The following is a 20,393-nucleotide window of genomic DNA, read 5'->3' as shown; positions in this document are numbered from 1 at the left end:
ATAAGAAAGAGTGGATGACTTTTAATACTTTTGTAACAAACAATCACAACACAAAGAGCGGTGGGATCAAAAAACAGGAACAGATCATTCTTTCGGACATACTTTTTTCTCTTTCTCTTTTGCCTGGCAAACGCCGTTTGGGCACACGCGAAAGATGAACTGAAAGCGATGTCCGACGATCTGACGTATATCATCAACAACAAAGAGATATTCAACCGGCAGAAAGAACAACGGATCAACAGCCTCAAGAAGCTATTGGAAGCGAAAGATGCCTCGCGGGAATATGTGTACGAGATCAACCGCCAACTCACCGACGAATACAAGAAATTCAAACTGGACTCGGCCATCTGTTATGCCGAAAAGAATATAGAGATCAGCCGGGCGCTGAACGATTCCGACCGCAGATACCTGACGGAAATCAAACTGGCGACCTTGTATTCCTACGCCGGACGGTTCTTCGAATCGAAAAAGATATTGGATGGCATGCATGCGCGGGAATTGCCGGAAAAGCTGTTGCCCGACTACTACGAGGCCTACTCCCGTTTCCATGAACATTACGGGGCGATGAGCAACCAGTCGAAATACCGGGAGGTGGAGCTCTACCGCGATTCCCTCTTGGCGGTCTTGGATACAGCCTCTTTCGCTTATAAGATCAATATCGCACACCGCTACCTCGATCAGCGGAAAACCATTGAAGCCCAACGGCTATTGACCGGACTGCTTGAAACGGAAGAGGCCGACACGCCCGAGTATGCCCTGATCACCCATTATCTCGGCGCCGTAGCCGGCCGGTTGGGCCAACGCGATGCGGAGAAGAAATATTTTATCCTCTCGGCCATCACCGATGCCCGCAACTCCATCAGGGAGAATACCTCCTACCACCGGCTGGCGCGTATCTATTACAATAGCGGGGATATCTCGAAAGCGTTTCTTTATGCCCAGTCGGCGATCGAAGATGCGGTGTCCTCCGGCGTGCAGTTCCGCACGGCACAGATGTCGGAGTTCTATTCCATCATCAACGCCTCCTACCAGTTGAAGGAGGCCAAAACCAATGCGACCCTAAAACGCTATCTATCACTGATCAGCATACTCTCGGTCTTCCTGATCCTGTTGGTGCTCTACATCTATAAACAGATGAAAAAGCTCTCCCGCGTGAAAGAAGAATTATCGCAGACCAACCAGAAACTATTGGAATTGAACCTCGAACTGAACGAGGCCAACAGTCAGTTGAATGATAAGAACGTGGAACTGTCGGAATCGAATTACATCAAAGAGCAATATATCGCGCAGTTCTTCGATCTCTGTTCCGCCTATATCGATAAGATGGAAGAGAACCGCAAAACACTCTATCGCTTGGGAATCAACCGGCAATACGAAGAATTGATGAAAAGGTTGAAGTCCACCTCCGCTGTCGATAAAGAACTGGATGAGTTGTATATGCATTTCGACAGTATCTTCTTGAGCCTCTACCCTACCTTCGTTGCCGACTTCAACGCCTTACTGGCGGCGGAAGAGCAGATCAACCTGAAGAACGACGACCTGTTGAACAAAGAACTGCGCATCTACGCCCTGTTGCGGTTGGGCATTACGGACAGCACCAAGATCGCCGGTTTCCTGCGCTGCTCGATGAGTACGGTTTACAACTACCGGACGAAAATGCGTAACAAAGCGGCCATCAACCGGGAAGCGTTCGAAGACAGGGTGATGAAGATCGGTATGACCAACCGCCAGAACGCACCGGATTCGCTATCCTGAACGGGCATTCTCCATTCCAAAGCATCTACATAATTCCGGTTCTCAAATAAATTAACCGGCTAATCATCAACGCTTTTACCTTTACACCTATCTACAAAATCGCCTTTACCTTTTTAAGGCTATTCCTTTTCCGTTTAGTTTTGTGGTATAGCGAAAAAAGTAAAAGAAAAAAAGCGATGTGAATCGTTCGAAGATATAAGACCATTTAAAAATACAATTGTTTAGAACTATTGCGGATTGTTTAGGAAAAATCCCCGAAGAGTACTATCTCTCCGGGGATTTCTATTTTATAAGTATAATGTTTTGCGCTTTATTTCGCGTGCGGTGTGGGAAGGTCGCCCAAGACTTTATTCTTTGCGATCGTTGCCTGAAATTCTTTCAGGTAGAAAGGTTCGTAATAGGCGGCATCGACAAAGGTGCCGGTTTGGTAAAGCTTTTCGGCCAGGGGAATCATATTGGCGGCCAGAGGATGAATATCATCGAGGAAATAAGCGTTATCCGATGAAATAAGTGCGCGGCATTTCGCCGCTCCGTTGCCCAGGAAGCAGACTTCGGTTTTGTCCAGGTAAGCGGCATAGCTCTCCGCCGTGATAATCTCGGCTTCGGCGGGGCGGACCGTTTCCAGTTTTGCATCGTAAAGGGCGGAATAGACTTCCATCCGGCGGGCATCGATCATCGCGCAATAGAGCGCGCCGGAGCCAACCACATGTTTTTGAATGGCTGTATAGGCCAATAATTCGAGCGTAGGCAGAGCGATCAATGGCACATTATACCCGAAACAAAGCCCTTTCGCCAGGGATACGCCAATGCGCAATCCGGTATACGAGCCGGGACCGCTGCTGACCGCCACGGCATCGAGCGTACCGCCCTGTATTTTCATCTGCTGCAAGGCTTCTTCGGCAAACACACCGGCCAAAGCCGCATGGGAAGGTCCTTCGTAAGAGACGCGTTCGAAAACCAATCGACCCTGATCAGATAAAGCAACCGAACATACGGTGGTAGAAGTTTCTATATGTAAAAGCATAGTTGTAAGAAGTTGGAGATTAGACGGCAAAAGTACAAAAACAAATTCATTCGTATCCGAACTCTGCAGGGAATAATGTACCTTTGCGGCAAATATGGCTTAGGAGTGATTGTTATAAGCTTATGACTTCCAACTTCTGCCTACTAACTTCATTAAATATATGATACAATCGATGACCGGCTTCGGTAAGGTTACTGCCGAATTACCCGCGAAAAAAGTAACTGTTGAGATCAAAGCATTAAACAGTAAGCAATTAGATATATCCACCCGCATCCCGCCCGTGTATAAAGAAAAAGAGATGGAACTGCGCTCTCTCCTGCTCCAGACCGTCGAAAGAGGAAAGATCGAGCTCAATATCCAGGTCGAGAATATCGGCAAAGATATCCCGACGCAGATCAACGTGGCCGCCGTAGAAAGCTATTACAACCAGATCAAAACGATTGCCGACGGCATGAAGATGGAGCTGCCGCAAGACTGGTTCCAGGTATTGCTGCGCCTGCCGGATGTGATCAAAGCCGAAGTGGCCGAACTGGAAGAGTCGGAATGGATTGTGGTGCGTACCACAGTCGAAGACGCGATCAAGCAGTTGCAGGACTTCCGCCGCCAGGAAGGCGAAATGCTCTTTCACCTGTTCGAAAAGAAGATTGCCAATATCGACCACCTGCTCACCGAAGTGGAGCAATACGAAGGCGAGCGCATCGAGAAGATCAAAGCCCGCATCATCGATAACCTCGAGAAGGTGGCCGAAAAGGATTACGACAAAAACCGCTTCGAGCAGGAGATGATCTACTATATCGAGAAGCTGGATATCAACGAAGAGAAGAGCCGGTTGAAAAACCATCTGACCTACTTCCTGACTACGATCAAAGACGAAACCAGTCCGGGCAAGAAGTTAGGCTTTATCGCCCAGGAGATCGGACGCGAGGTGAATACGCTCGGCTCCAAAAGCAATCATGTGGAAATGCAAAAGATCGTCGTGCAGATGAAAGACGAACTGGAACAAATCAAAGAACAAGTGCTCAATGTCCTCTAAACTGATTATCTTCTCCGCCCCTTCCGGTTCCGGCAAATCAACGGTGATCAATCACCTGTTGCAACAAAAGGAATTGAACCTGCACTTCTCGATCTCCGCCACCAGCCGGGCGCCGCGGGGAACGGAGAAAGACGGGGTGGAATACTATTTCCTTTCGCCCGAAGCCTTTCGCCGGCGGATCGAAGCCGGCGAGTTCCTCGAATACGAAGAAGTCTATACGGATAAATTCTACGGCACGCTCAAGAGCGAGGTCGAGCGCCGATTGCAGAACGGCGACAATGTGATCTTCGATGTCGATGTGGTCGGCGGCTGCCGCATCAAAGAATATTATGGCGACCGGGCATTGGCCGTCTTCATCCGGCCACCTCACCTCGAGGAACTGCGGCGGCGGCTCGAGAGCCGGGGTACCGACGCGCCGGAACTGATCGAACAGCGCTTGGCAAAAGCGGAATACGAATTGAGTTTCAGTCCCCGCTTCGATGTGGTGATTGTGAACGACAACCTGGAGCAAGCCCAGGAGGAAGCCTATCAAACCATCCGCCATTTCCTCTCCCAATGAAACAGATCGGCATCTACTCCGGCTCTTTCAATCCGGTGCATATCGGACATCTGGCGTTGGCCAACTGGATCTGCGTATATGAGAAGCTCGACGAAGTCTGGTTTCTGATCACCCCGCAGAATCCGTTGAAAGAAGCCGATAGCCTGATGGACAACCGGTTGCGGTTGGAGATGATGGAGGCGGCGATCGACGGTGATCCCCGCTTCAAAGCCAGCGATTTTGAGTTTCATCTGCCTCAGCCCACCTATACGATAGATACATTGCGTGCGCTCCGGCAGGCCTATCCGGACTACCGGTTCGTGTTTATTATGGGCGCCGACAATTGGGCGCGCATCGAGCGATGGAAAGACCACGAGCAGTTGATCGCCAACTACCCCATACGCATCTATCCCCGGGCGGGCTATACGATGCATATTCCCGAAGGCTATGCGGATGTTAAGTTGATGGAGGCGCCGATCATTGAGATTTCTTCGACGTTTATTCGGGAGTCTTTCCGGCAAGGGGAGGATGTTCGCTTTTTTTTGCCGGAGAAAGTGAGGGCTTTCTTTAAGAATTCATAAGAGCTCATAGGAACTCATAGGAACTCATAGGAACTCATAAGAATTCATAGGAACTCATAGGAACTCATAAGAACTCATAAGAACTCATAAGAACTCATAGGAACTCATAAGAGAAAGGAGTCCTAGGATTCTTATGAATTCTTATGAGTTCTTATGCTCTTATGAGTTCCTAAGGCCCTTTCCTACTCTTTCACCTCAAAAATACAAGAAGCACTCACCACTGTGCCATCCGCCCCAATCCCTTCGACCGTTGCGCGATAAATGCCCGGCAGGTCGGAGGTGTAAAAAGGAATGACCCGTTCTTTTTCCCCTCTATTTTCCAGGGCGGGTTCCCAGAGCAGCGTATGCCGGAAGTCGGGCATCCGCGTAGAAGCCTCTCCGTCATAGACCGGGGAATAGAAATAGCGGTATCTCTGCGTCCCTTCATAATCAAACAACTGCGTATCTTGCCCGAAGGTGATCGAAGGATAATCATTATTATAGGTAGTAAAAGATACCATCCCCTCGAAAAGCTGTTCCCCGAAAAGGTAACGTCCCAGAAACACTTCGATCTTCCGCACCAACAACGGGTTATAGGCGGCCATCAACTCATGATTCATCACCGGCACATTATCGAGCAAAACCAAGGTCTGCCCCATCGCGAATCCGTCCATTCGTTCATTCAGGGTATTGAACACTCTTCCGGTATTCGTTTTACGCAGACGGACAGGGGTGACAAACTCCAGAAAGACCTCATCCATACGTCCAAAGCGGGTATATTCATCCAGGATATATGATTTGTACGGCTTATAATTGAAATAAGGCGATAGCGGCTTCACCCGGCTCAGCGAGTCGGAAGTATAGGCTTCAACGATCTGCACACCCAGGTTTCGCTGTTCCAGGTAGTTATGCCATCCACTGTCGATCTTCAAAGGAGGCAACGCCTGTGTCGCATGGGTAACAAAAGGGGAGGATAAATCCAACCGGAACGATTCCTCATAAGGGGTATAAGCGACCGTCACCGCCTCTTTTTTCCCGCTGATCTGGTGCGTAAAGAAAGTGACTTGTCCGTTCTCCCCGGGCTGTCCGCCAAAAAGCTGGATATCGTTTCCGGGGAAAGACAATAACGCGTTGGCATACTGATCCTGCTTCGCTTCACCCGTCTTGTTATCTATGATTACGCCTTCAATAATCGCTCCTTCGTATTCCGGCAGATAACGATCGGTCCGCGGCACGGCTTCGCGTGCAGACAAACCTTTTTTCCAGTTTACGACCGAAGCTTCCGGTGCGGCCAACGGATCGGCGCCGGCAACCGAAACGGCCAGAGAGAGGTATGTGGCGGGCAGGTCTTTCAAACGGATCTCCCCCCGGCTTCGGTTGGTGTACACCGTACGATCCGTCGATATCATCGTAGGGTTTATCGCCTCCCGCGAGAAGGAACCAAAATGCTTGGTATCGGCATCTTTCTGATCTCCGATAGAGCCTTCATCACCCACATACGGATTGATGATACTCACGGTCTTCTCGAAAAAGACATCTGCCGGTTCGTTCCTCATCGCGCGGGTATAGGCTACCAAGCGGTAATGGCCGGTCGGAAGCATCGGGGAGAGTTCCATACAGCCCACGCCTGTGCCTCCGGTGATATCCAGCTTCACCTGTGCCTCCGCGATCGAATCGGAAAGCAACTCGACATAACCGATCTTACTGAAAGCGGTCAGTTTCCCTTTTTCATCCGTCGTATAGAGCTTCATCCACAACAGTTCGCCGGAGATATAAAGCTGTTTATCGGTCTGCAGATAAACCCTTTCGCGTTGAGTCGTTTGGGCACAGACATCCGCTACAATAAACAAAACACAAATAAAAAGAATACAATACTTTTTCATATACATGATTCTTATGGATCGTTTTTCTTTAATAATGATCAGTCTTCCACCAGGCCGGCCGGTTCTTCGTTCCGCCCTTACGGGTGCAATCGACACAGCGCATGGGCATATATTCGGTCTCGATCTCCGGGTTGGGATCGAAAAGAGAGATAAAATATCCCGCATCATAGGCCGTCAGATGATCGCTGAATTTCACGGGATCATCCAAACAGTCGAACGACCGTTCTTTCATCTCGGGCACCTCCGCCGCTTCGATATAAGTCGCCCGGGAAGCCTCGGTCGTCGCCACAAAATAGCCGATCACCGCCTCCTTCAGGTTGTCCACACAGGTGATATTCCCTTTCATCTCCGTGGGCTGAGCGCCAAAAAGGCTACCGGTTGTCTCCACGTTATCCTGCAAATTGCGGAAATAATTATACGCTTCCTTGGGGATGGCGTGTTGCTTGACATCGATATGATAGAGGTACCTGAATTTGGGGGAACCCAAAGGGATTGTCTGCACCACCTTATCCCGCAGGCTGGTGGTCGTCTTTTTCTCGGAAGAGCCGAGGATAAAATGGGTCGAGCTGTCTCTCGACCAACAATAATAGCTGTTATCGGAACTGAACGGATCGTTCACGCTGAGAAACCGGGTCACCGGATCCCAACGGTGGGTAGCGAAATGGGACGCCATAAACTCCCAGTTCTCTTTGAAGCTCCACCGGTAATACGCCACATCCACATCCGGATTATCTACCGACACCATGATCTCCAGCTGTTCATACTTCTCGTTATAGGCCCACCTGAAACTCATATCCGGCGTCAGCGAAGGAATGACGTATGCCGAACGATAGTGTTTCCCACTCCATTCGATATCCAACGCATACTTCACCTGATCGCGGTAGGTAAACTCCTGTTCCAACGTATAGGTTCCTGTTTGCGTCTCCGTCATCCGGTATTCCACGCCATCGTCGGAAAGGATCTTCACCGTGGCGCTGACCGGTTCATAGGTCAGCTTGTCCAGCGCTATCGTCCGGCTCAGTTTGACCTCCGTCCCGACAGGCGCTAACAAGGTAGCCTCGACCACCAACAGCCCTTCCGTAGGCGTAATGCCCTGCGGTTCGTACGGAGTGATACAACCAATCATCACCACCAAAAACGTGATCCCATATATCAGTTTCTCTCTCATGAATCCATCTATTGCTCACGGATGATTATTGATGATCATTCGGCCACCATTCGGGTTTCTTTTTTGTCCCCCCTCTCCGGGTGCAATCGACACAACGCATTAGCATATACTCAGGAGGTGCACCGATACCGTAAGTCAGGATACCATACCCTTGGTCATACGCGTCTTGAGGGCCTTTAAAGTCTTTTAAAACCTCCAGACAATCAGATCCTCTAACTTGCATTTCCGGCACTTCATTTGCTTCGATATACATCTCGATCGTTATTTCCGTTGTTGCCACAAAAAAACCGATGACCGTTTCTTTCGGATTATCCAGGTTGTTGATATTGCCTTTCATTTCCGTCGGTTGCGGAGCAAATATACTTCCGGTTGTTTCCACATTATTCTGCAAATTCCGAAAGTATGAATAAGCCTCTCCATCCAGTTCGTATTGCTTGACGGAGATATGATACAAATTACTTAAACGCGATCCGCCGTAAGCGATCTCATTTATCACCTTGTCTTTTATCGTTGTAGAAATAAATTTCTCCGAAGATCCCAGGATGAAATGACGCGAACTATCTTTTGCCCAACAGTAATACCGGTTATTTGGAGTATCTAGTTCATTCGTTATCACACGTCTGGCATCCGGATCCCATCGATGGGTACCGAAATTAGGGGCTCTCACTTCCCAATTTTCTTTGAACTTCCATTGATAATAGGCCACATCCACATCCGGATTACTCACTGTGACCATGATATCTACCTGTTCATATTTTTCGTTATACTTCCATGTCAGCGCATCCACTTCGGGCGTGCGCAAAGGCTCTACATACTCCGAACGATAATGCTTCCCGTCCAAGATCATATCCAGCGCATACTTCACATTCTCGCGGTAGACAAACTCCTGCTCCAGCGTATAGGTTCCCTTTTCCGTTTCCGTCAGACGATAGGCCACGCCATCGTCCGAAAGAATCTTCACCTCCCCACTGACCGGTTCGTATGTCATATCATTCAACGAAATCGTCCGGCTCAATTTAACCTCAGTCCCATAAGGGGCCAGCAGGGTGGCCTCCACCACCAGCAAACCTTCGGTCGACTCAATGCCCTGCGGTTCGTAAGGACTGATACAACTTATCGCTATGGCTAAAAAAACGATCCAATATATTAGTTTCTTTTTCATCTTCTTATCTTGTTTTGCTAATCAAAATAAAACTTCCTCCCTCAAAACTTAATATTATAAGACACATAAGGTATCGGCGAACCGAAGATCGCCATCTTGTAGCCTTTCAGCCTTCCTCCTTCCGCCACATAATAGACGGAATAGGCATTCTTCCTGCCGGTCAGGTTGTACACCCCGATAGAGATCATGCTGTGAGTCAAGAGAGTCAAGTGATGGCTCGGCTCGATATTGAAAGAGAGGTCCATACGGAAGAAGTCCGGGATACGGTATTGATTGCGTTCGGAATAATACACATACTCCCCACCCGCGTATTGATATTTCGAGGTCGGCACCGTAATCGGCCGCCCGGTGCTATAGTCGCAGTTCATCGAGAGGCTATAGCGCTGGGTAAATTTATAATTCCCCGCGAACTTAAACTCATGGGGTTTGTCGTAATCGGCATTGTACCAGTCGCCGTTATTGATCGGATCGTCCACCCGCGGGTCGTCCTGCCGCAACTGGGTCTTGGAATAGGCATAGCTGATCCAGCCGTTGAGCTTGCCCTGCGTCTTCTTGAGCATCAATTCAACGCCATAGGCGCGTCCGGTGGTACTGATCACATCCGTTTCGATATGGTGATTCATGATCAACTGGGCGCCCGAGCGGTAATCCAGGTAATCCTCCATCGTTTTATAATACCCTTCGATAGATGTTTCGATCGTATTGTCGAGGAAGTTCTTATAGATACCGGCAGCCACCTGCAGTCCCTTCTGCGGTTTGATATTCGCATCACTCAATTTCCAGGTATCGGTGGGCGACATAACCGTGGTATTCGAGATCTTATGGATATACTGCCGCAAGGTATTCGCTCCGGCTTTGATCGAGAAATCACTGCTGAACGCGTACCGGGCAGACAGGCGGAACTCCGGTGCGTGGTAGGTCTTGAACGATTTCCAGTCGCCGGCTTCTTCGGTCGAGATTCCGTTCGTCTCGTCGGGCAATTGGTTCGGATCGTATAAGGTATAGGTACGCGGGCCTAAAGCGTTGAACATCGTATAGCGCACGCCCAGGTCGATCGACAGTTTGGGTGTGATCTCCCAACGGTCGGCCAGGTAAACGGAGGTTTCCAATGCGCGCTCATCCTGGATCTGATCGCGTGCCACCAGCGAAGAGTCCGAATTGGGCGTATAGGTGCCGGGCGAAAGCATATATAAGGTAGAGTTGAGCCCGAAATCCAGGGTATGCTTATCCGTAATATAAGAGGTGAAATCGAACTTACCGTACACCTGGTTGATACCGAACTTCAATTTATAGGCATCCGACGGATTCTCACGCGTCTCCGTATGGTAGCTGTAATGGTCGTATCCGCCGGTCATCGTACTGGTCAACCGGTTATTGTATATATGCCGCCACTTGGCCGAAGCGTTCGCGTTGGTATAGCCGTAGCGCTCATCCGAGTCGAAACGGAAACGGTCATTGCTGTAATAGCCGCTGATATAGAGGTTATCTTTATCGGAGAACTTATGATCGAGGATCGCGTTCAAGTCGTAGAAGCCGGCTTTCCCGTCTTTGTATCCGCTGTCTTCGGGCAACATGCCCAGGATCCAGTCCGAATAGGTAGTACGTCCCCCGAGGATAAACGAGGTCTTCTCGCCGATCGGTCCTTCCAGGGTGACGCGGCTGGTCAACAGCCCGATACTGACCTGTCCGGTAAATTCTTTTTTATTCCCTTCGCGGGCATTGATCTCCAATACGGAAGAGATACGTCCGCCGTATTTGGAAGGGATACTGCTCTTATACAACTCGATCTCTTTGACCAGGTCGGGATTGAAAGCGGAGAAGAACCCGAACAGGTGGGTCGGGTTGTAAATCGTTCCGTTATTATACAGGATCAGGTTCTGGTCGGTAGAGCCGCCGCGCACGTTAAACCCGCTCGAGGCTTCGCCTACGGACTTTACGCCGGGCAACATCATCACCACCTTGATCACATCCATCTCGCCAAAGGCCGTCGGTATATTCTTGATATCTTTGATCTGCATCCGCTCGACACCCAATGCCGTGCTCTGCACACGCGCCAGGCGCTCGGAAGTGACCGTCACCTCTTTCAGCGAATAGACCTCCTCTTCCAGTTCGATATCCAGCTTGCCATTGCCATAGAGCTGCACCTGCCGTTGCGTATCTTTCAGTCCGAGCCCCCGGATCAACAGACGCTGGCGACCGGAAGGCAACGACAAGGAATAATAACCGTAGGCATCGGTGGTCGCACCGGCCATGGTCGTTTCTTCATAAATCACAGCGCCCACAATCGGTTCGCCCGTGCGGAAGTCGCTGATCACCCCGGTCAGTTGCACTTTATCCGGCAAGGTCGTTGCCGTTTCATCGCCGATCGTATAGACTTTATTCTCCGACGTCGCTTTCTGTTCCATCGGATTGAGCAAATAATAATCCGATGATCCCCGTTCGAGTTCTTTCCGCTGATAGAAATAATCATCGGAGATACTGGTCACCAACGACCGCTCTTTCAAGACAAAGAGCTGCTGTTTGCCTTCGTACACGGAGACCTGAAAAGCGGTTCCTTCAAAAGCCTTGGCCAAAGCCTGTGGCGCCAACTCGTCGACACATTGCACCGAGAACAACAAAGAATCCATATCGGCGGGATTACAATAGATCGTGTATCCGCTCTGCTGTTCGATCTGGCGGAAAAGCTCTTCGGCAGTGACCTGATTCAGATTCAGGGATATCTTTTGTTGCGCAAAACCGACAAACGTAAATGTCAATAAAATCAATGACAGGTATAGTTTTTTCACTTCCATCTGTTTAGTGTTTCAAATGTTCATAATATTCAACAATAGCCACGATCGACTGCTCCCGTTGTTTCCGGAAATTCAGCTTTTGCTGCTTCATATAAGCGGAAAGCTCTTTCTTTTTATCCGGGAAAAGTTTAAGTATGGATCCTTTGTTCGAAACCGGGTGACATACCTTATCTTTATACACATAGAAACGTTCCCGTATCTGAAACGTATAATCTACATTCTGATCCACAATCTTCTGATCCAACGTCACCTGGTACTTCTTGACGATCGGATAGGCGCCGTCGCTCAACAAAACCAGGTAATTGCCTTTGGGGATATTGGGCCATCGCTTTTCATCATGACGAATAATATGATAACCGGAAATCAACGCTTCCGTTACCTTTTCTTTCTCAAGCACTATATTATAAGGGGTATTGGGCATGGTGGTGATGATCTCATCGCGGTAAAGATCCAGACGCAAAGGAATCTCCGTATAGAAGATATCGTTATGTAATAACTTGCCCTGCACATAGTCCGGAGTGAGCAGATACGGATGATTCGTGAAAACCTGATCGTAAGGCGTTTGCTCTTTCCCATTGAAGACAACCGCCTGGTTTTTAGCTGAATTAAGATATTCAACGATAACTTTATCGGGTACGATATTCACCCCTTCAGTAGCTTCCTGCGCCTTCAATTGCATCCCTAAACTTAAGGCCGCAACGACCACTATAATTGCCTTATATTTCATAATACTATTTAGATTTAGCAAACATGCGAGCAAATATAACGCTTTTCCCGAAACAGCAACCTCTTTTTTCCCTGGGAAATAAAGAATTATACCCCCTTGAATTTAGCAAATTACAGGGAGCATTCACTTGTTGATAATTATCAACAAATGTGTTGACGGTTATCAACAAGTAAATACTCCTGCCATGCGGCAGAAATTCTTTGCCGCAAGGTTTTCGTTTCCCCGGAAGGACAAAAACGGATTTATTCCTATATTACTCACGCAATAGCCGGTTTTTTTGTACTTTTGCGCCGTATTATAACAAATTCATATCATAATGAGTCATTTAGAACTGAGTGAACAGGAAATTTTCCGGCGTAACAGCATGGAGCAATTACGCGCCATGGGTATCGAACCCTATCCAGCCGCAGAGTATAAAACCAATGCATATTCTACTGAAATAAAACAATCGTTCCAAGACGAGGCTGAACGGCGTCCCGTGCAGGTAGCCGGACGAATCATGAGCCGCCGCATTATGGGGAAGGCTTCATTCGTTGAATTGCAAGACTCGGAAGGACGTATTCAGGTTTATATCTCACGGGATGACTTATGTCCGGGAGAGGATAAAGAATTATATAATACTGTATTCAAGAAACTATTGGATATCGGTGACTTTATCGGAATCAAAGGTTTTGTGTTCCGTACGCAGATGGGCGAGATCTCCATCCACGCCGAGGAACTGACGGTATTGTCGAAATCGCTGCGCGTATTACCGATTGTCAAAATGAAAGACGGGGTCGTGTACGACGGTTTTACGGATCCGGAGCAACGCTATCGCCAACGCTATGTCGACCTGATCGTGAACGAAGGCGTGAAAGAAGTATTCCTCAAACGCACCAAGGTGTTCAACTCCATGCGTGAGTTCTTGAACAATCACGGCTATATCGAAGTAGATACCCCCGTACTGCAGAGCATTCCCGGAGGAGCAAGCGCCCGTCCGTTCATCACGCACCATAACGCGTTGGATATTCCTTTGTATCTGCGTATCGCCAACGAGCTTTATCTGAAGCGACTGATTGTCGGTGGGTTCGAAGGGGTTTATGAGTTCAGCCGTAACTTCCGCAACGAAGGCATGGACCGTACACATAATCCGGAGTTCACCGTGATGGAGTTCTATGCTTCGTATAAGGACTACAACTGGATGATGGACTTCACCGAACGGATGCTGGAAAAGATCTGTATGGATGTCAACGGCACGACCAAGGTGATGATGGGCGACAAAGAAATCGACTACAAAGCGCCTTACCCCCGGGTAACGATGATCGACTCGATCAAAGAGTTCACCGGCATCGATATCAATGGCATGGACGAAGCGCAGTTGCGTGAAGTCTGCAAACAAATCGGTGTCGAGCAAGACGAAACCATGGGTAAAGGCAAACTGATCGACGAGATCTTCGGTGCCAAATGCGAAGGCAATTACATCCAGCCGACGTTCATCATCGACTACCCGGTCGAGATGTCTCCGCTGACCAAGAAACACCGCTCGAACCCGGAACTGACCGAGCGTTTCGAACTGATGGTCAACGGCAAGGAACTGGCCAATGCCTATTCGGAACTCAACGACCCGATCGACCAGCGTATCCGTTTCGAAGACCAGCTTAAGCTCTCGGAAAAAGGAGACGACGAAGCGATGTTTATCGATCAGGACTTCCTGCGCGCTTTGGAATACGGTATGCCTCCGACGAGTGGTATCGGTATCGGCATGGACCGCCTAACGATGTTCATGACCGGTCAGGAAAGCATCCAGGAAGTATTGCTCTTCCCGCAGATGCGTCCGGAGAAGACGGTCAAACGCGACGCGTCGGATAAATATGAAGCCTTGGGCATCCCGGCCGAGTGGGTTGCGGCGATTCAGAAAGCCGGCTATCTGACGGTAGATCAATTGAAAGAGCTCAAAGCGGGCAAGTTCCACCAGGAGCTCTGCGGCTTGAATAAAAAACATAAACTGGAACTCCAGAACCCCACGCTCCAGGAGGTGGAAAACTGGATCGCTCAGGCGCAACACTAAATCGGCGAGACATGGCATTGCCCGGGAAAATAGCAATTATGGGTGGCGGTAGCTGGGCTACGGCGCTGGCCAAGATCGTTTTGTCGACGCAGGAACATATCCATTGGTATATGCGGCGTCCGGAACTGATCGAATCGTTCAAGCAGGTGGGGCATAATCCCAATTACCTCACTTCGGTTGCGTTCGACACCCAACGGATCACCTTCTATTCCGATATCAACCAGGTGATCCGCGACTCCGACACCTTGATATTCGCCATCCCTTCCCCTTTTCTCAAACAACATCTGAAAAAGGTGAAAGCCTCGTTGAAAGACAAACTGATCATCTCCGCCATCAAAGGCTTGGTGCCGGAAGAGAATATGCTGATCACCGATTATTTCGCGGAATACTATCAAGTGCCGCACGAGAATATCGCCGTGATCGGCGGTCCCTGTCATGCGGAAGAGATCGCGTTGGAACGTTTGTCGTACCTCACATTGGGCTGTACGGACAGTGGGAAAGCCGAGATGTTATCGCGGATATTCAACAACCACTATCTCCGCAACGCCCCGTCGCAGGATGTGACCGGCATTGAATATGCTTCGGTCTTGAAGAATGTCTATTCGGTTGTGGCCGGGATATGCCACGGCATGAAATACGGTGATAACTTCCAGGCTTTATTCCTGACGAACGCGATCAAAGAGATGCGCCGGTTTATCGATACGGTGCACCCGATCGAGCGCGACATCACCGACTCGGTCTACCTGGGCGACCTCTTGGTGACCGCCTATTCGCGCTTCAGCCGCAACCGCACGTTCGGCACGATGATCGGCAAAGGCTATTCGGTGAAAACCGCCCAACTGGAAATGGAGATGATTGCCGAAGGCTATTTCGGCACGAAATGTATATACGAGATCAACGAGAAATACAAGGTAGAGATGCCGATCCTCGATACCCTCTACCGGATCCTCTACGAAAAAGTATCGGCAACAGCCGAGATTCGGGAACTGACGAAAACATTTGTGTAATATATATAGTAGTTAGAAGGAAAAAAAAATATGAAAACAATTGGTTTAGACATCAACAAGGCGCTGGGCGCCATCACCAAAGAACAGGTATATGCCTGGGAAGGGAAAGCAAACGCGTGCAATGCGTTATTGGAAAACGGCAACGGTGCCGGTAATGATTTCCTGGGCTGGATGCACCTGCCCTCTTCCATTACCGAGGCTGAACTGGCGGATATTGAAGACACTGCCCGTATCCTCCGCTCGCAATGCGAAGTGATCGTCACCATCGGTATCGGTGGCAGCTACCTGGGCACCAAAGCGGTGATCGAAGCCCTGAACAATAGCTTCGACTGGCTGCAAGCCAAACGCGAGAATCCGGTCCTGGTTTATGCCGGACATAATATCGGTGAAGATTACCTGTATGAACTGACCGAATACCTCAAAGGCAAACGCTTCGGTATCATCAATATCTCCAAATCGGGCACGACCACCGAGCCGGCCCTGGCTTTCCGTATCCTCAAAAAGCAACTCGAAGATACGTTGGGCAAAGAGGAGGCGAAGCAGCGCATCGTGGCTATTACCGATGCCCGCAAAGGTGCCCTGCGCACCCTGGCGGATCAGGAAGGCTATAAGACTTTTATCATTCCCGACAATGTGGGCGGACGATTCTCCGTCCTGACACCGGTCGGCCTGTTGCCCATCGCCGTAGCGGGTATCTCCATCCGCGAGCTGGTGGCCGGTGCCGTATCGATGGAAAAAGCAACCGATGTCAGTGTGCCTTTCGCGGAAAACCTGGCAGCGATCTATGCCGCTACGCGCAATGAACTGTATAAGAGTGGGAAGAAGATCGAGATCCTGGCGAACTTCCATCCAAAACTGCATTATATCGCCGAATGGTGGAAACAACTCTACGGCGAGAGCGAAGGGAAAGACGGCAAAGGCATCTTCCCGGCATCGGTCGACCTGACCACCGACCTGCATTCCATGGGTCAATGGATCCAGGATGGCGAACGCACGATCTTCGAAACGGTGATCTCCGTAGAAACACCCGATCACAAAGTGGAAGTACCGATGGACGAAGCTGATCTCGACGGCTTGAACTTCCTTGCCGGCAAACGCGTGGATGAAGTCAATAAGATGGCGGAGTTAGGTACCCAACTGGCACATGTCGACGGTGGTGTGCCCAATATCAAGATCACCCTGCCGGAAGTCAATCCGTATTATATCGGCCAATTGTTCTATTTCTTTGAGAGAGGTTGCGGCATCAGCGGTTATATGCTCGAAGTCAATCCTTTCGATCAACCGGGAGTAGAAGCCTACAAAAAGAATATGTTCGCCCTGTTGAACAAACCCGGCTTTGAGAAGGAGTCGGAGGCGATCCGGGCGAAGCTTTAAGACAATTACGAATTAAGAATTACGAATTACGAATGAAAAGACCATTCGTAGTTCGTATTTTTTTATCAAAAATGTATAAAAAGATGAATACAACAATGCCCAAAGCCGTTCTTTTCGATATGGATGGCGTGCTCTACGACTCCATGCCTTTCCATGCCCGCGCCTGGAAAGAGATAGCCAACAGGTATCACTTGATTTCCAGTCTGGAAGACTTTTACCTACTCGAAGGACGCACGGGCGAGAGTACAATCAACCTGCTTTTCCAACGCACATTCCAACGCGACGCGACCGAACAAGAAAAACAAACGATCTACCAGGAAAAAGCCGATCTTTTCAATCAGTATAACTCCGGAACGGTTATGCAAGGGGCCTTGGATGTATTAAACGCTGTCAAAGCTTCTCATCTGCAGACGTTGATTGTGACGGGATCAGGACAACATAGCCTTTTCGATAAAGTAAAACATGACTTCCCCGGTTACTTCGAACGGGAGAAGATGGTCACCGCATACGATGTGACTCACGGCAAACCGCATCCCGAACCTTATCTGATGGGATTGGAAAAGGCTGGCGTCGAAGCCCATGAAGCCATAGTCGTTGAAAATGCTCCGTTGGGCGTGCAGGCCGCCGTCGCTGCCGGTATCTTTACCATTGCCGTCAATACCGGCCCCCTACCCGATCAGTTATTGCTCGATGCCGGTGCCAGCCTTCTTTTTCATGATATGGCGACATTGGCCAGTCAATGGCAAAGTATTGTTAATCAGTAAATAGAAATCAGACACATGGAACCACAGGAAACACCCACCATCGAAAAGAAAGAACCCGTCATCGACAAAGGCTGGGTACGTGTGTTATTGATTATCCTGCCTTGGATGATTCTGCTCGCCATCTTCCAGGCGATCGGCATGTGGGTGGCAGGTATCCCTTTCGATTCGGAGAATAACCAGGCGACCCTGTGGCAGGAGGTGATTATGTTGGTCTTTAGCCTGATCGCCACGCTGGGTGTGGTCTGGCTCTTTGTCCGGAAGGTCGATGAAGAACCGTTCAAACACATCGGACTGCAACTCAAAGGGCAGGCGAAGAATATCGGTATCGGACTACTGACGGGCTTCCTGATTATCGGCGTCGGATTCTTTATCCTTTGGCAAACCGGGCAAGTACGGATCACGGAGATCTCTTTTGATATACAAAGTTTCATGCTCTCCATTCTCTTGTTTCTTTTGGTCTCCGTAAACGAAGAGATTATCTTTCGTGGCTATGTGCAGCGTAACCTGATGGCGTCGATGAATAAATATGTCGCCTTATTGGTCAGCTCCTTCTTCTTCTCCCTGGCTCACTTCGCCAATCCCGCTTTCGGCGGCATCCCCTTATTGACCATCTTCCTGTCGGGCATACTGATCGGGCTGCCTTACCTCTTCAACCGCAACCTACTCTACCCCATCGCCCTGCATTTCAGTTGGAACTTCATGCAAGCCATCGCCGGCTTCAATGTCAGCGGACAAGAACTATACGCCTTGACCCACCTCTCCATCGACAAAGAAAACCATTGGAACGGCGGCGCCTTCGGCTTCGAAGGATCCCTACTCTGTGTGATCCTGTCGGTCATTGCTATTGGATTGATCTGGGGCTATTACGCCCGCCCCGTTTCGGCAGTAAAAGGAGCCTCCACACCCCCTTCGTCAAACTACCGGTAGTTTGCGCACAAAATATGTGAAGATTTCTGAACTCTGATTCTACTGATTAAATGATTGACTATGAACCTGAATATATCTCACTTACAAACTCATAGACTATCATTTAATCCGTATAATCCAAGTTCAGACAATCCTCAAATCCCAAAAGATTTGCAGACAAATACAACGACTGACAACAGACGCCAAACGGGAGATAGAAGAAAATGGGAAGATTTTCTTCGGTAGTTAGTAGTTGGTAGGCGCGGAGCGGTCAATCGAAGGAAATTTGAAACCCGCCAGCCCCCCTTTTCCAAAACATCGCACTTTGGGCGAAAAAACATTACACTTTGGTAAAAAAAACATTGCGCTTTGGTCGACCAAAGTGCGATGTTTTATTTGGCAGGGGTAAAACGGAGAGAAGTAGAAGGTGGCGCTGCGCGCGCAATGTTTACGCAATGGACTAACGAGATGTATAGCCTATCGGGCGTCGAGAGGTGGCGGTAAGCTTCCGGTCGGCCTGTAGCTCGGCGAGGGATTCGTTGATCAGTTCTAGCTGCATCCGGGTATCTTCGTTGATATCATTGTAGTCGGTAAAGACCTCTTCGATATAGGCTTTGAGTGCCATAAGATCGGCCTGTAGCTCGGTGTATCGATCGACCGGCGGGGTCGCAAGCTGTTGGCGCACAGCGACAAAGGCGCGGATAATCCCTCTATTTATTTCAATAGCAGCCGGCGAATGGAGCACACTGCTCAGCATCGCTACGCCATGTTCCGTAAAGGCGAAAGGAGCGTATCGACTTCCGCCCCAGCTTGAGGAGCCAAATTGGCACCTCAAGTTAGCCCATTCTTCGCGCGTCAGTTCAAACATAAAATCTTCTCCTTCGAAGCGCTCGGGATTTCTCCGCACGGAACGTTTGAGTTGTTTGGTCTCTATGCCGTAGATCGCCGCCAGATCAAAATCAAGCATCACCCGCTGATCACGGATTTCATAAATCTGCTGTTGAATCGAAGAGTTTCCGGAGCTGGGGTATAGCGATTTCATAGTTTTATCGTTTGCGTGTGGGCTAAAGATAGGGAATAAAAGCCTAACGTCCAAGGGATTCGATAGGTTTCTCCGTAAAGAAATGTGCACGGGTTGAAGTTCAAAAGGTGGAGAAACTAAATTATCGAATATCAAACGATTTAAAAGCACGCTGCGCGCGTGGCCGAAGGTCTCTCTCTCTTACCTGCGGCACGCGCTGCGCGCGCAGTTTACGAACGGAATCCCCCCAAAATACCCTCCAAACAAAGTTTTTCGTTTTTTTACTTACATCATACAGGATTTTCTTTCACCTCTGTATATCAGCCACATAACCATTTCAAACAGCAAAAAAAGCCGCAAATTTCCTGTAAGTAACTTTCCGACACCTGTTGGGGAGCCCCAATAGTGATTCGTTTAACATTGTCGCCTATTCCGGCTGTATGATGTAAGTAAAAAAATGAAAAACTCTGTTCGGAATGATCGGTTTACCACTATTCACAGTTTACATTCATTGACATTCACCATTCGACTACAAAATGTCTTCTACTGAAAAAAGTTTACAGTTTGCAAAACTTAAAAAAGATGCGAACAGTAAAAGGAATGGATGACTCTCTTCGCTTACAAATCATCGA

16 protein-coding genes are annotated in these 20,393 nt (G+C 49.1%); 9 read left to right on the top strand and 7 right to left on the bottom strand.

The features are described from left to right. Nucleotides 1-60 precede the first annotated feature (60 nt). Nucleotides 61-1,755: a DUF6377 domain-containing protein gene (locus M2133_RS00080; protein ID WP_277463899.1), complete on the top strand. Its 1,695-nt coding sequence runs from the start codon at nt 61-63 to the stop codon at nt 1,753-1,755. A gap of 310 nt (nt 1,756-2,065) precedes the next feature. On the opposite strand, the gene tsaB is transcribed toward M2133_RS00080, so the two are convergent. Next, complete coding sequence (gene tsaB / locus M2133_RS00075) at nt 2,066-2,779, bottom strand: tRNA (adenosine(37)-N6)-threonylcarbamoyltransferase complex dimerization subunit type 1 TsaB (RefSeq protein WP_277463898.1); 714 nt, start codon at nt 2,777-2,779, stop codon at nt 2,066-2,068. 160 nt (nt 2,780-2,939) lie between these two features. Between tsaB and M2133_RS00070 the strand changes: the two genes are divergently transcribed. The 3 genes from M2133_RS00070 to nadD are packed head-to-tail and all read left to right on the top strand — an operon-like array spanning nt 2,940 to nt 4,931. Continuing rightward, a complete protein-coding gene (locus tag M2133_RS00070) occupies nt 2,940-3,812 on the top strand; it encodes a YicC/YloC family endoribonuclease (RefSeq protein WP_277463897.1) in 873 nt (290 codons plus the stop codon). Beyond that, nucleotides 3,802-4,371: a guanylate kinase gene (gmk, locus tag M2133_RS00065; protein WP_277463896.1), complete on the top strand. Its 570-nt coding sequence runs from the start codon at nt 3,802-3,804 to the stop codon at nt 4,369-4,371. The genes M2133_RS00070 and gmk overlap by 11 nt, the downstream gene beginning before the upstream one ends. Continuing rightward, nucleotides 4,368-4,931, top strand: a complete 564-nt coding sequence (gene nadD, locus M2133_RS00060) for a nicotinate (nicotinamide) nucleotide adenylyltransferase (RefSeq protein ID WP_277463895.1) — start codon at nt 4,368-4,370, stop codon at nt 4,929-4,931. The genes gmk and nadD overlap by 4 nt, the downstream gene beginning before the upstream one ends. Before the next feature lie 182 nt (nt 4,932-5,113). Here nadD and M2133_RS00055 read toward each other — a convergent pair whose 3' ends face one another. From M2133_RS00055 to M2133_RS00035, 5 genes are read right to left on the bottom strand one after another with little or no spacing between them, the layout of a single operon-like run. Further along, entirely contained in the window at nt 5,114-6,793 is a 1,680-nt protein-coding gene (locus M2133_RS00055) for a hypothetical protein (protein ID WP_277463894.1), read from the bottom strand. A 28-nt stretch (nt 6,794-6,821) separates the two neighbouring features. Further along, nucleotides 6,822-7,961, bottom strand: coding sequence for a DUF4249 domain-containing protein (locus tag M2133_RS00050; protein ID WP_277463893.1), 1,140 nt, complete (start codon nt 7,959-7,961; stop codon nt 6,822-6,824). A 25-nt stretch (nt 7,962-7,986) separates the two neighbouring features. Next, nucleotides 7,987-9,123, bottom strand: coding sequence for a DUF4249 domain-containing protein (locus tag M2133_RS00045; protein ID WP_277463892.1), 1,137 nt, complete (start codon nt 9,121-9,123; stop codon nt 7,987-7,989). Between the two features lie 41 nt (nt 9,124-9,164). Then, nucleotides 9,165-11,915, bottom strand: a complete 2,751-nt coding sequence (locus M2133_RS00040; protein WP_277463891.1) for a TonB-dependent receptor — start codon at nt 11,913-11,915, stop codon at nt 9,165-9,167. 4 nt (nt 11,916-11,919) lie between these two features. Further along, nucleotides 11,920-12,642 carry a hypothetical protein gene (locus tag M2133_RS00035; protein ID WP_277463890.1) on the bottom strand — a complete coding sequence of 241 codons (723 nt, stop codon included), beginning with the start codon at nt 12,640-12,642 and terminating at the stop codon, nt 11,920-11,922. Between the two features lie 316 nt (nt 12,643-12,958). Here M2133_RS00035 and lysS point away from each other — a divergent pair, with 316 nt between their 5' ends. The 5 genes from lysS (at nt 12,959) to M2133_RS00010 (ending at nt 18,761) form a co-directional block, all read left to right on the top strand. After that, nucleotides 12,959-14,689 carry a lysine--tRNA ligase gene (gene lysS / locus M2133_RS00030; protein WP_277463889.1) on the top strand — a complete coding sequence of 577 codons (1,731 nt, stop codon included), beginning with the start codon at nt 12,959-12,961 and terminating at the stop codon, nt 14,687-14,689. An 11-nt stretch (nt 14,690-14,700) separates the two neighbouring features. Next, on the top strand, nt 14,701-15,696 hold the full coding sequence (locus M2133_RS00025; protein WP_277463888.1) for an NAD(P)H-dependent glycerol-3-phosphate dehydrogenase: 996 nt from the start codon (nt 14,701-14,703) through the stop codon (nt 15,694-15,696). A gap of 30 nt (nt 15,697-15,726) precedes the next feature. Further along, on the top strand, nt 15,727-17,070 hold the full coding sequence (locus tag M2133_RS00020) for a glucose-6-phosphate isomerase (protein ID WP_277463886.1): 1,344 nt from the start codon (nt 15,727-15,729) through the stop codon (nt 17,068-17,070). 83 nt (nt 17,071-17,153) lie between these two features. After that, the gene (locus M2133_RS00015; RefSeq protein ID WP_277463885.1) at nt 17,154-17,834 is read left to right on the top strand and encodes an HAD-IA family hydrolase; all 681 of its coding nucleotides are present in this window, start codon (nt 17,154-17,156) and stop codon (nt 17,832-17,834) included. Between the two features lie 15 nt (nt 17,835-17,849). After that, nucleotides 17,850-18,761, top strand: coding sequence for a type II CAAX endopeptidase family protein (locus tag M2133_RS00010; RefSeq protein ID WP_277463883.1), 912 nt, complete (start codon nt 17,850-17,852; stop codon nt 18,759-18,761). Between the two features lie 439 nt (nt 18,762-19,200). On the opposite strand, the gene M2133_RS00005 is transcribed toward M2133_RS00010, so the two are convergent. Next, a complete protein-coding gene (locus M2133_RS00005; protein WP_277463882.1) occupies nt 19,201-19,782 on the bottom strand; it encodes an ORF6N domain-containing protein in 582 nt (193 codons plus the stop codon). Nucleotides 19,783-20,393 lie beyond the last annotated feature (611 nt).

Source organism: Parabacteroides sp. PF5-6, from assembly GCF_029504695.1.
In the GTDB taxonomy this organism is placed as follows: domain Bacteria; phylum Bacteroidota; class Bacteroidia; order Bacteroidales; family Tannerellaceae; genus QVMG01.
Note: the sequence above shows the minus strand (reverse complement) of the source record. Positions and strands in the feature narration are given on the sequence as shown.

Excerpts from the sequence above, each read along its gene's own strand:
- tsaB (WP_277463898.1), bottom strand. The coding sequence starts at position 2,779 with ATGCTTTTACATATAGAAACTTCTACCACCGTATGTTCGGTTGCTTTA.
- M2133_RS00070 (WP_277463897.1), top strand. The coding sequence starts at position 2,940 with ATGATACAATCGATGACCGGCTTCGGTAAGGTTACTGCCGAATTACCC.
- gmk (WP_277463896.1), top strand. The coding sequence starts at position 3,802 with ATGTCCTCTAAACTGATTATCTTCTCCGCCCCTTCCGGTTCCGGCAAA.
- nadD (WP_277463895.1), top strand. The coding sequence starts at position 4,368 with ATGAAACAGATCGGCATCTACTCCGGCTCTTTCAATCCGGTGCATATC.
- M2133_RS00055 (WP_277463894.1), bottom strand. The coding sequence starts at position 6,793 with ATGAAAAAGTATTGTATTCTTTTTATTTGTGTTTTGTTTATTGTAGCG.
- M2133_RS00050 (WP_277463893.1), bottom strand. The coding sequence starts at position 7,961 with ATGAGAGAGAAACTGATATATGGGATCACGTTTTTGGTGGTGATGATT.
- M2133_RS00045 (WP_277463892.1), bottom strand. The coding sequence starts at position 9,123 with ATGAAAAAGAAACTAATATATTGGATCGTTTTTTTAGCCATAGCGATA.
- M2133_RS00040 (WP_277463891.1), bottom strand. The coding sequence starts at position 11,915 with ATGGAAGTGAAAAAACTATACCTGTCATTGATTTTATTGACATTTACG.
- M2133_RS00035 (WP_277463890.1), bottom strand. The coding sequence starts at position 12,642 with ATGAAATATAAGGCAATTATAGTGGTCGTTGCGGCCTTAAGTTTAGGG.
- lysS (WP_277463889.1), top strand. The coding sequence starts at position 12,959 with ATGAGTCATTTAGAACTGAGTGAACAGGAAATTTTCCGGCGTAACAGC.
- M2133_RS00025 (WP_277463888.1), top strand. The coding sequence starts at position 14,701 with ATGGCATTGCCCGGGAAAATAGCAATTATGGGTGGCGGTAGCTGGGCT.
- M2133_RS00020 (WP_277463886.1), top strand. The coding sequence starts at position 15,727 with ATGAAAACAATTGGTTTAGACATCAACAAGGCGCTGGGCGCCATCACC.
- M2133_RS00015 (WP_277463885.1), top strand. The coding sequence starts at position 17,154 with ATGAATACAACAATGCCCAAAGCCGTTCTTTTCGATATGGATGGCGTG.
- M2133_RS00010 (WP_277463883.1), top strand. The coding sequence starts at position 17,850 with ATGGAACCACAGGAAACACCCACCATCGAAAAGAAAGAACCCGTCATC.
- M2133_RS00005 (WP_277463882.1), bottom strand. The coding sequence starts at position 19,782 with ATGAAATCGCTATACCCCAGCTCCGGAAACTCTTCGATTCAACAGCAG.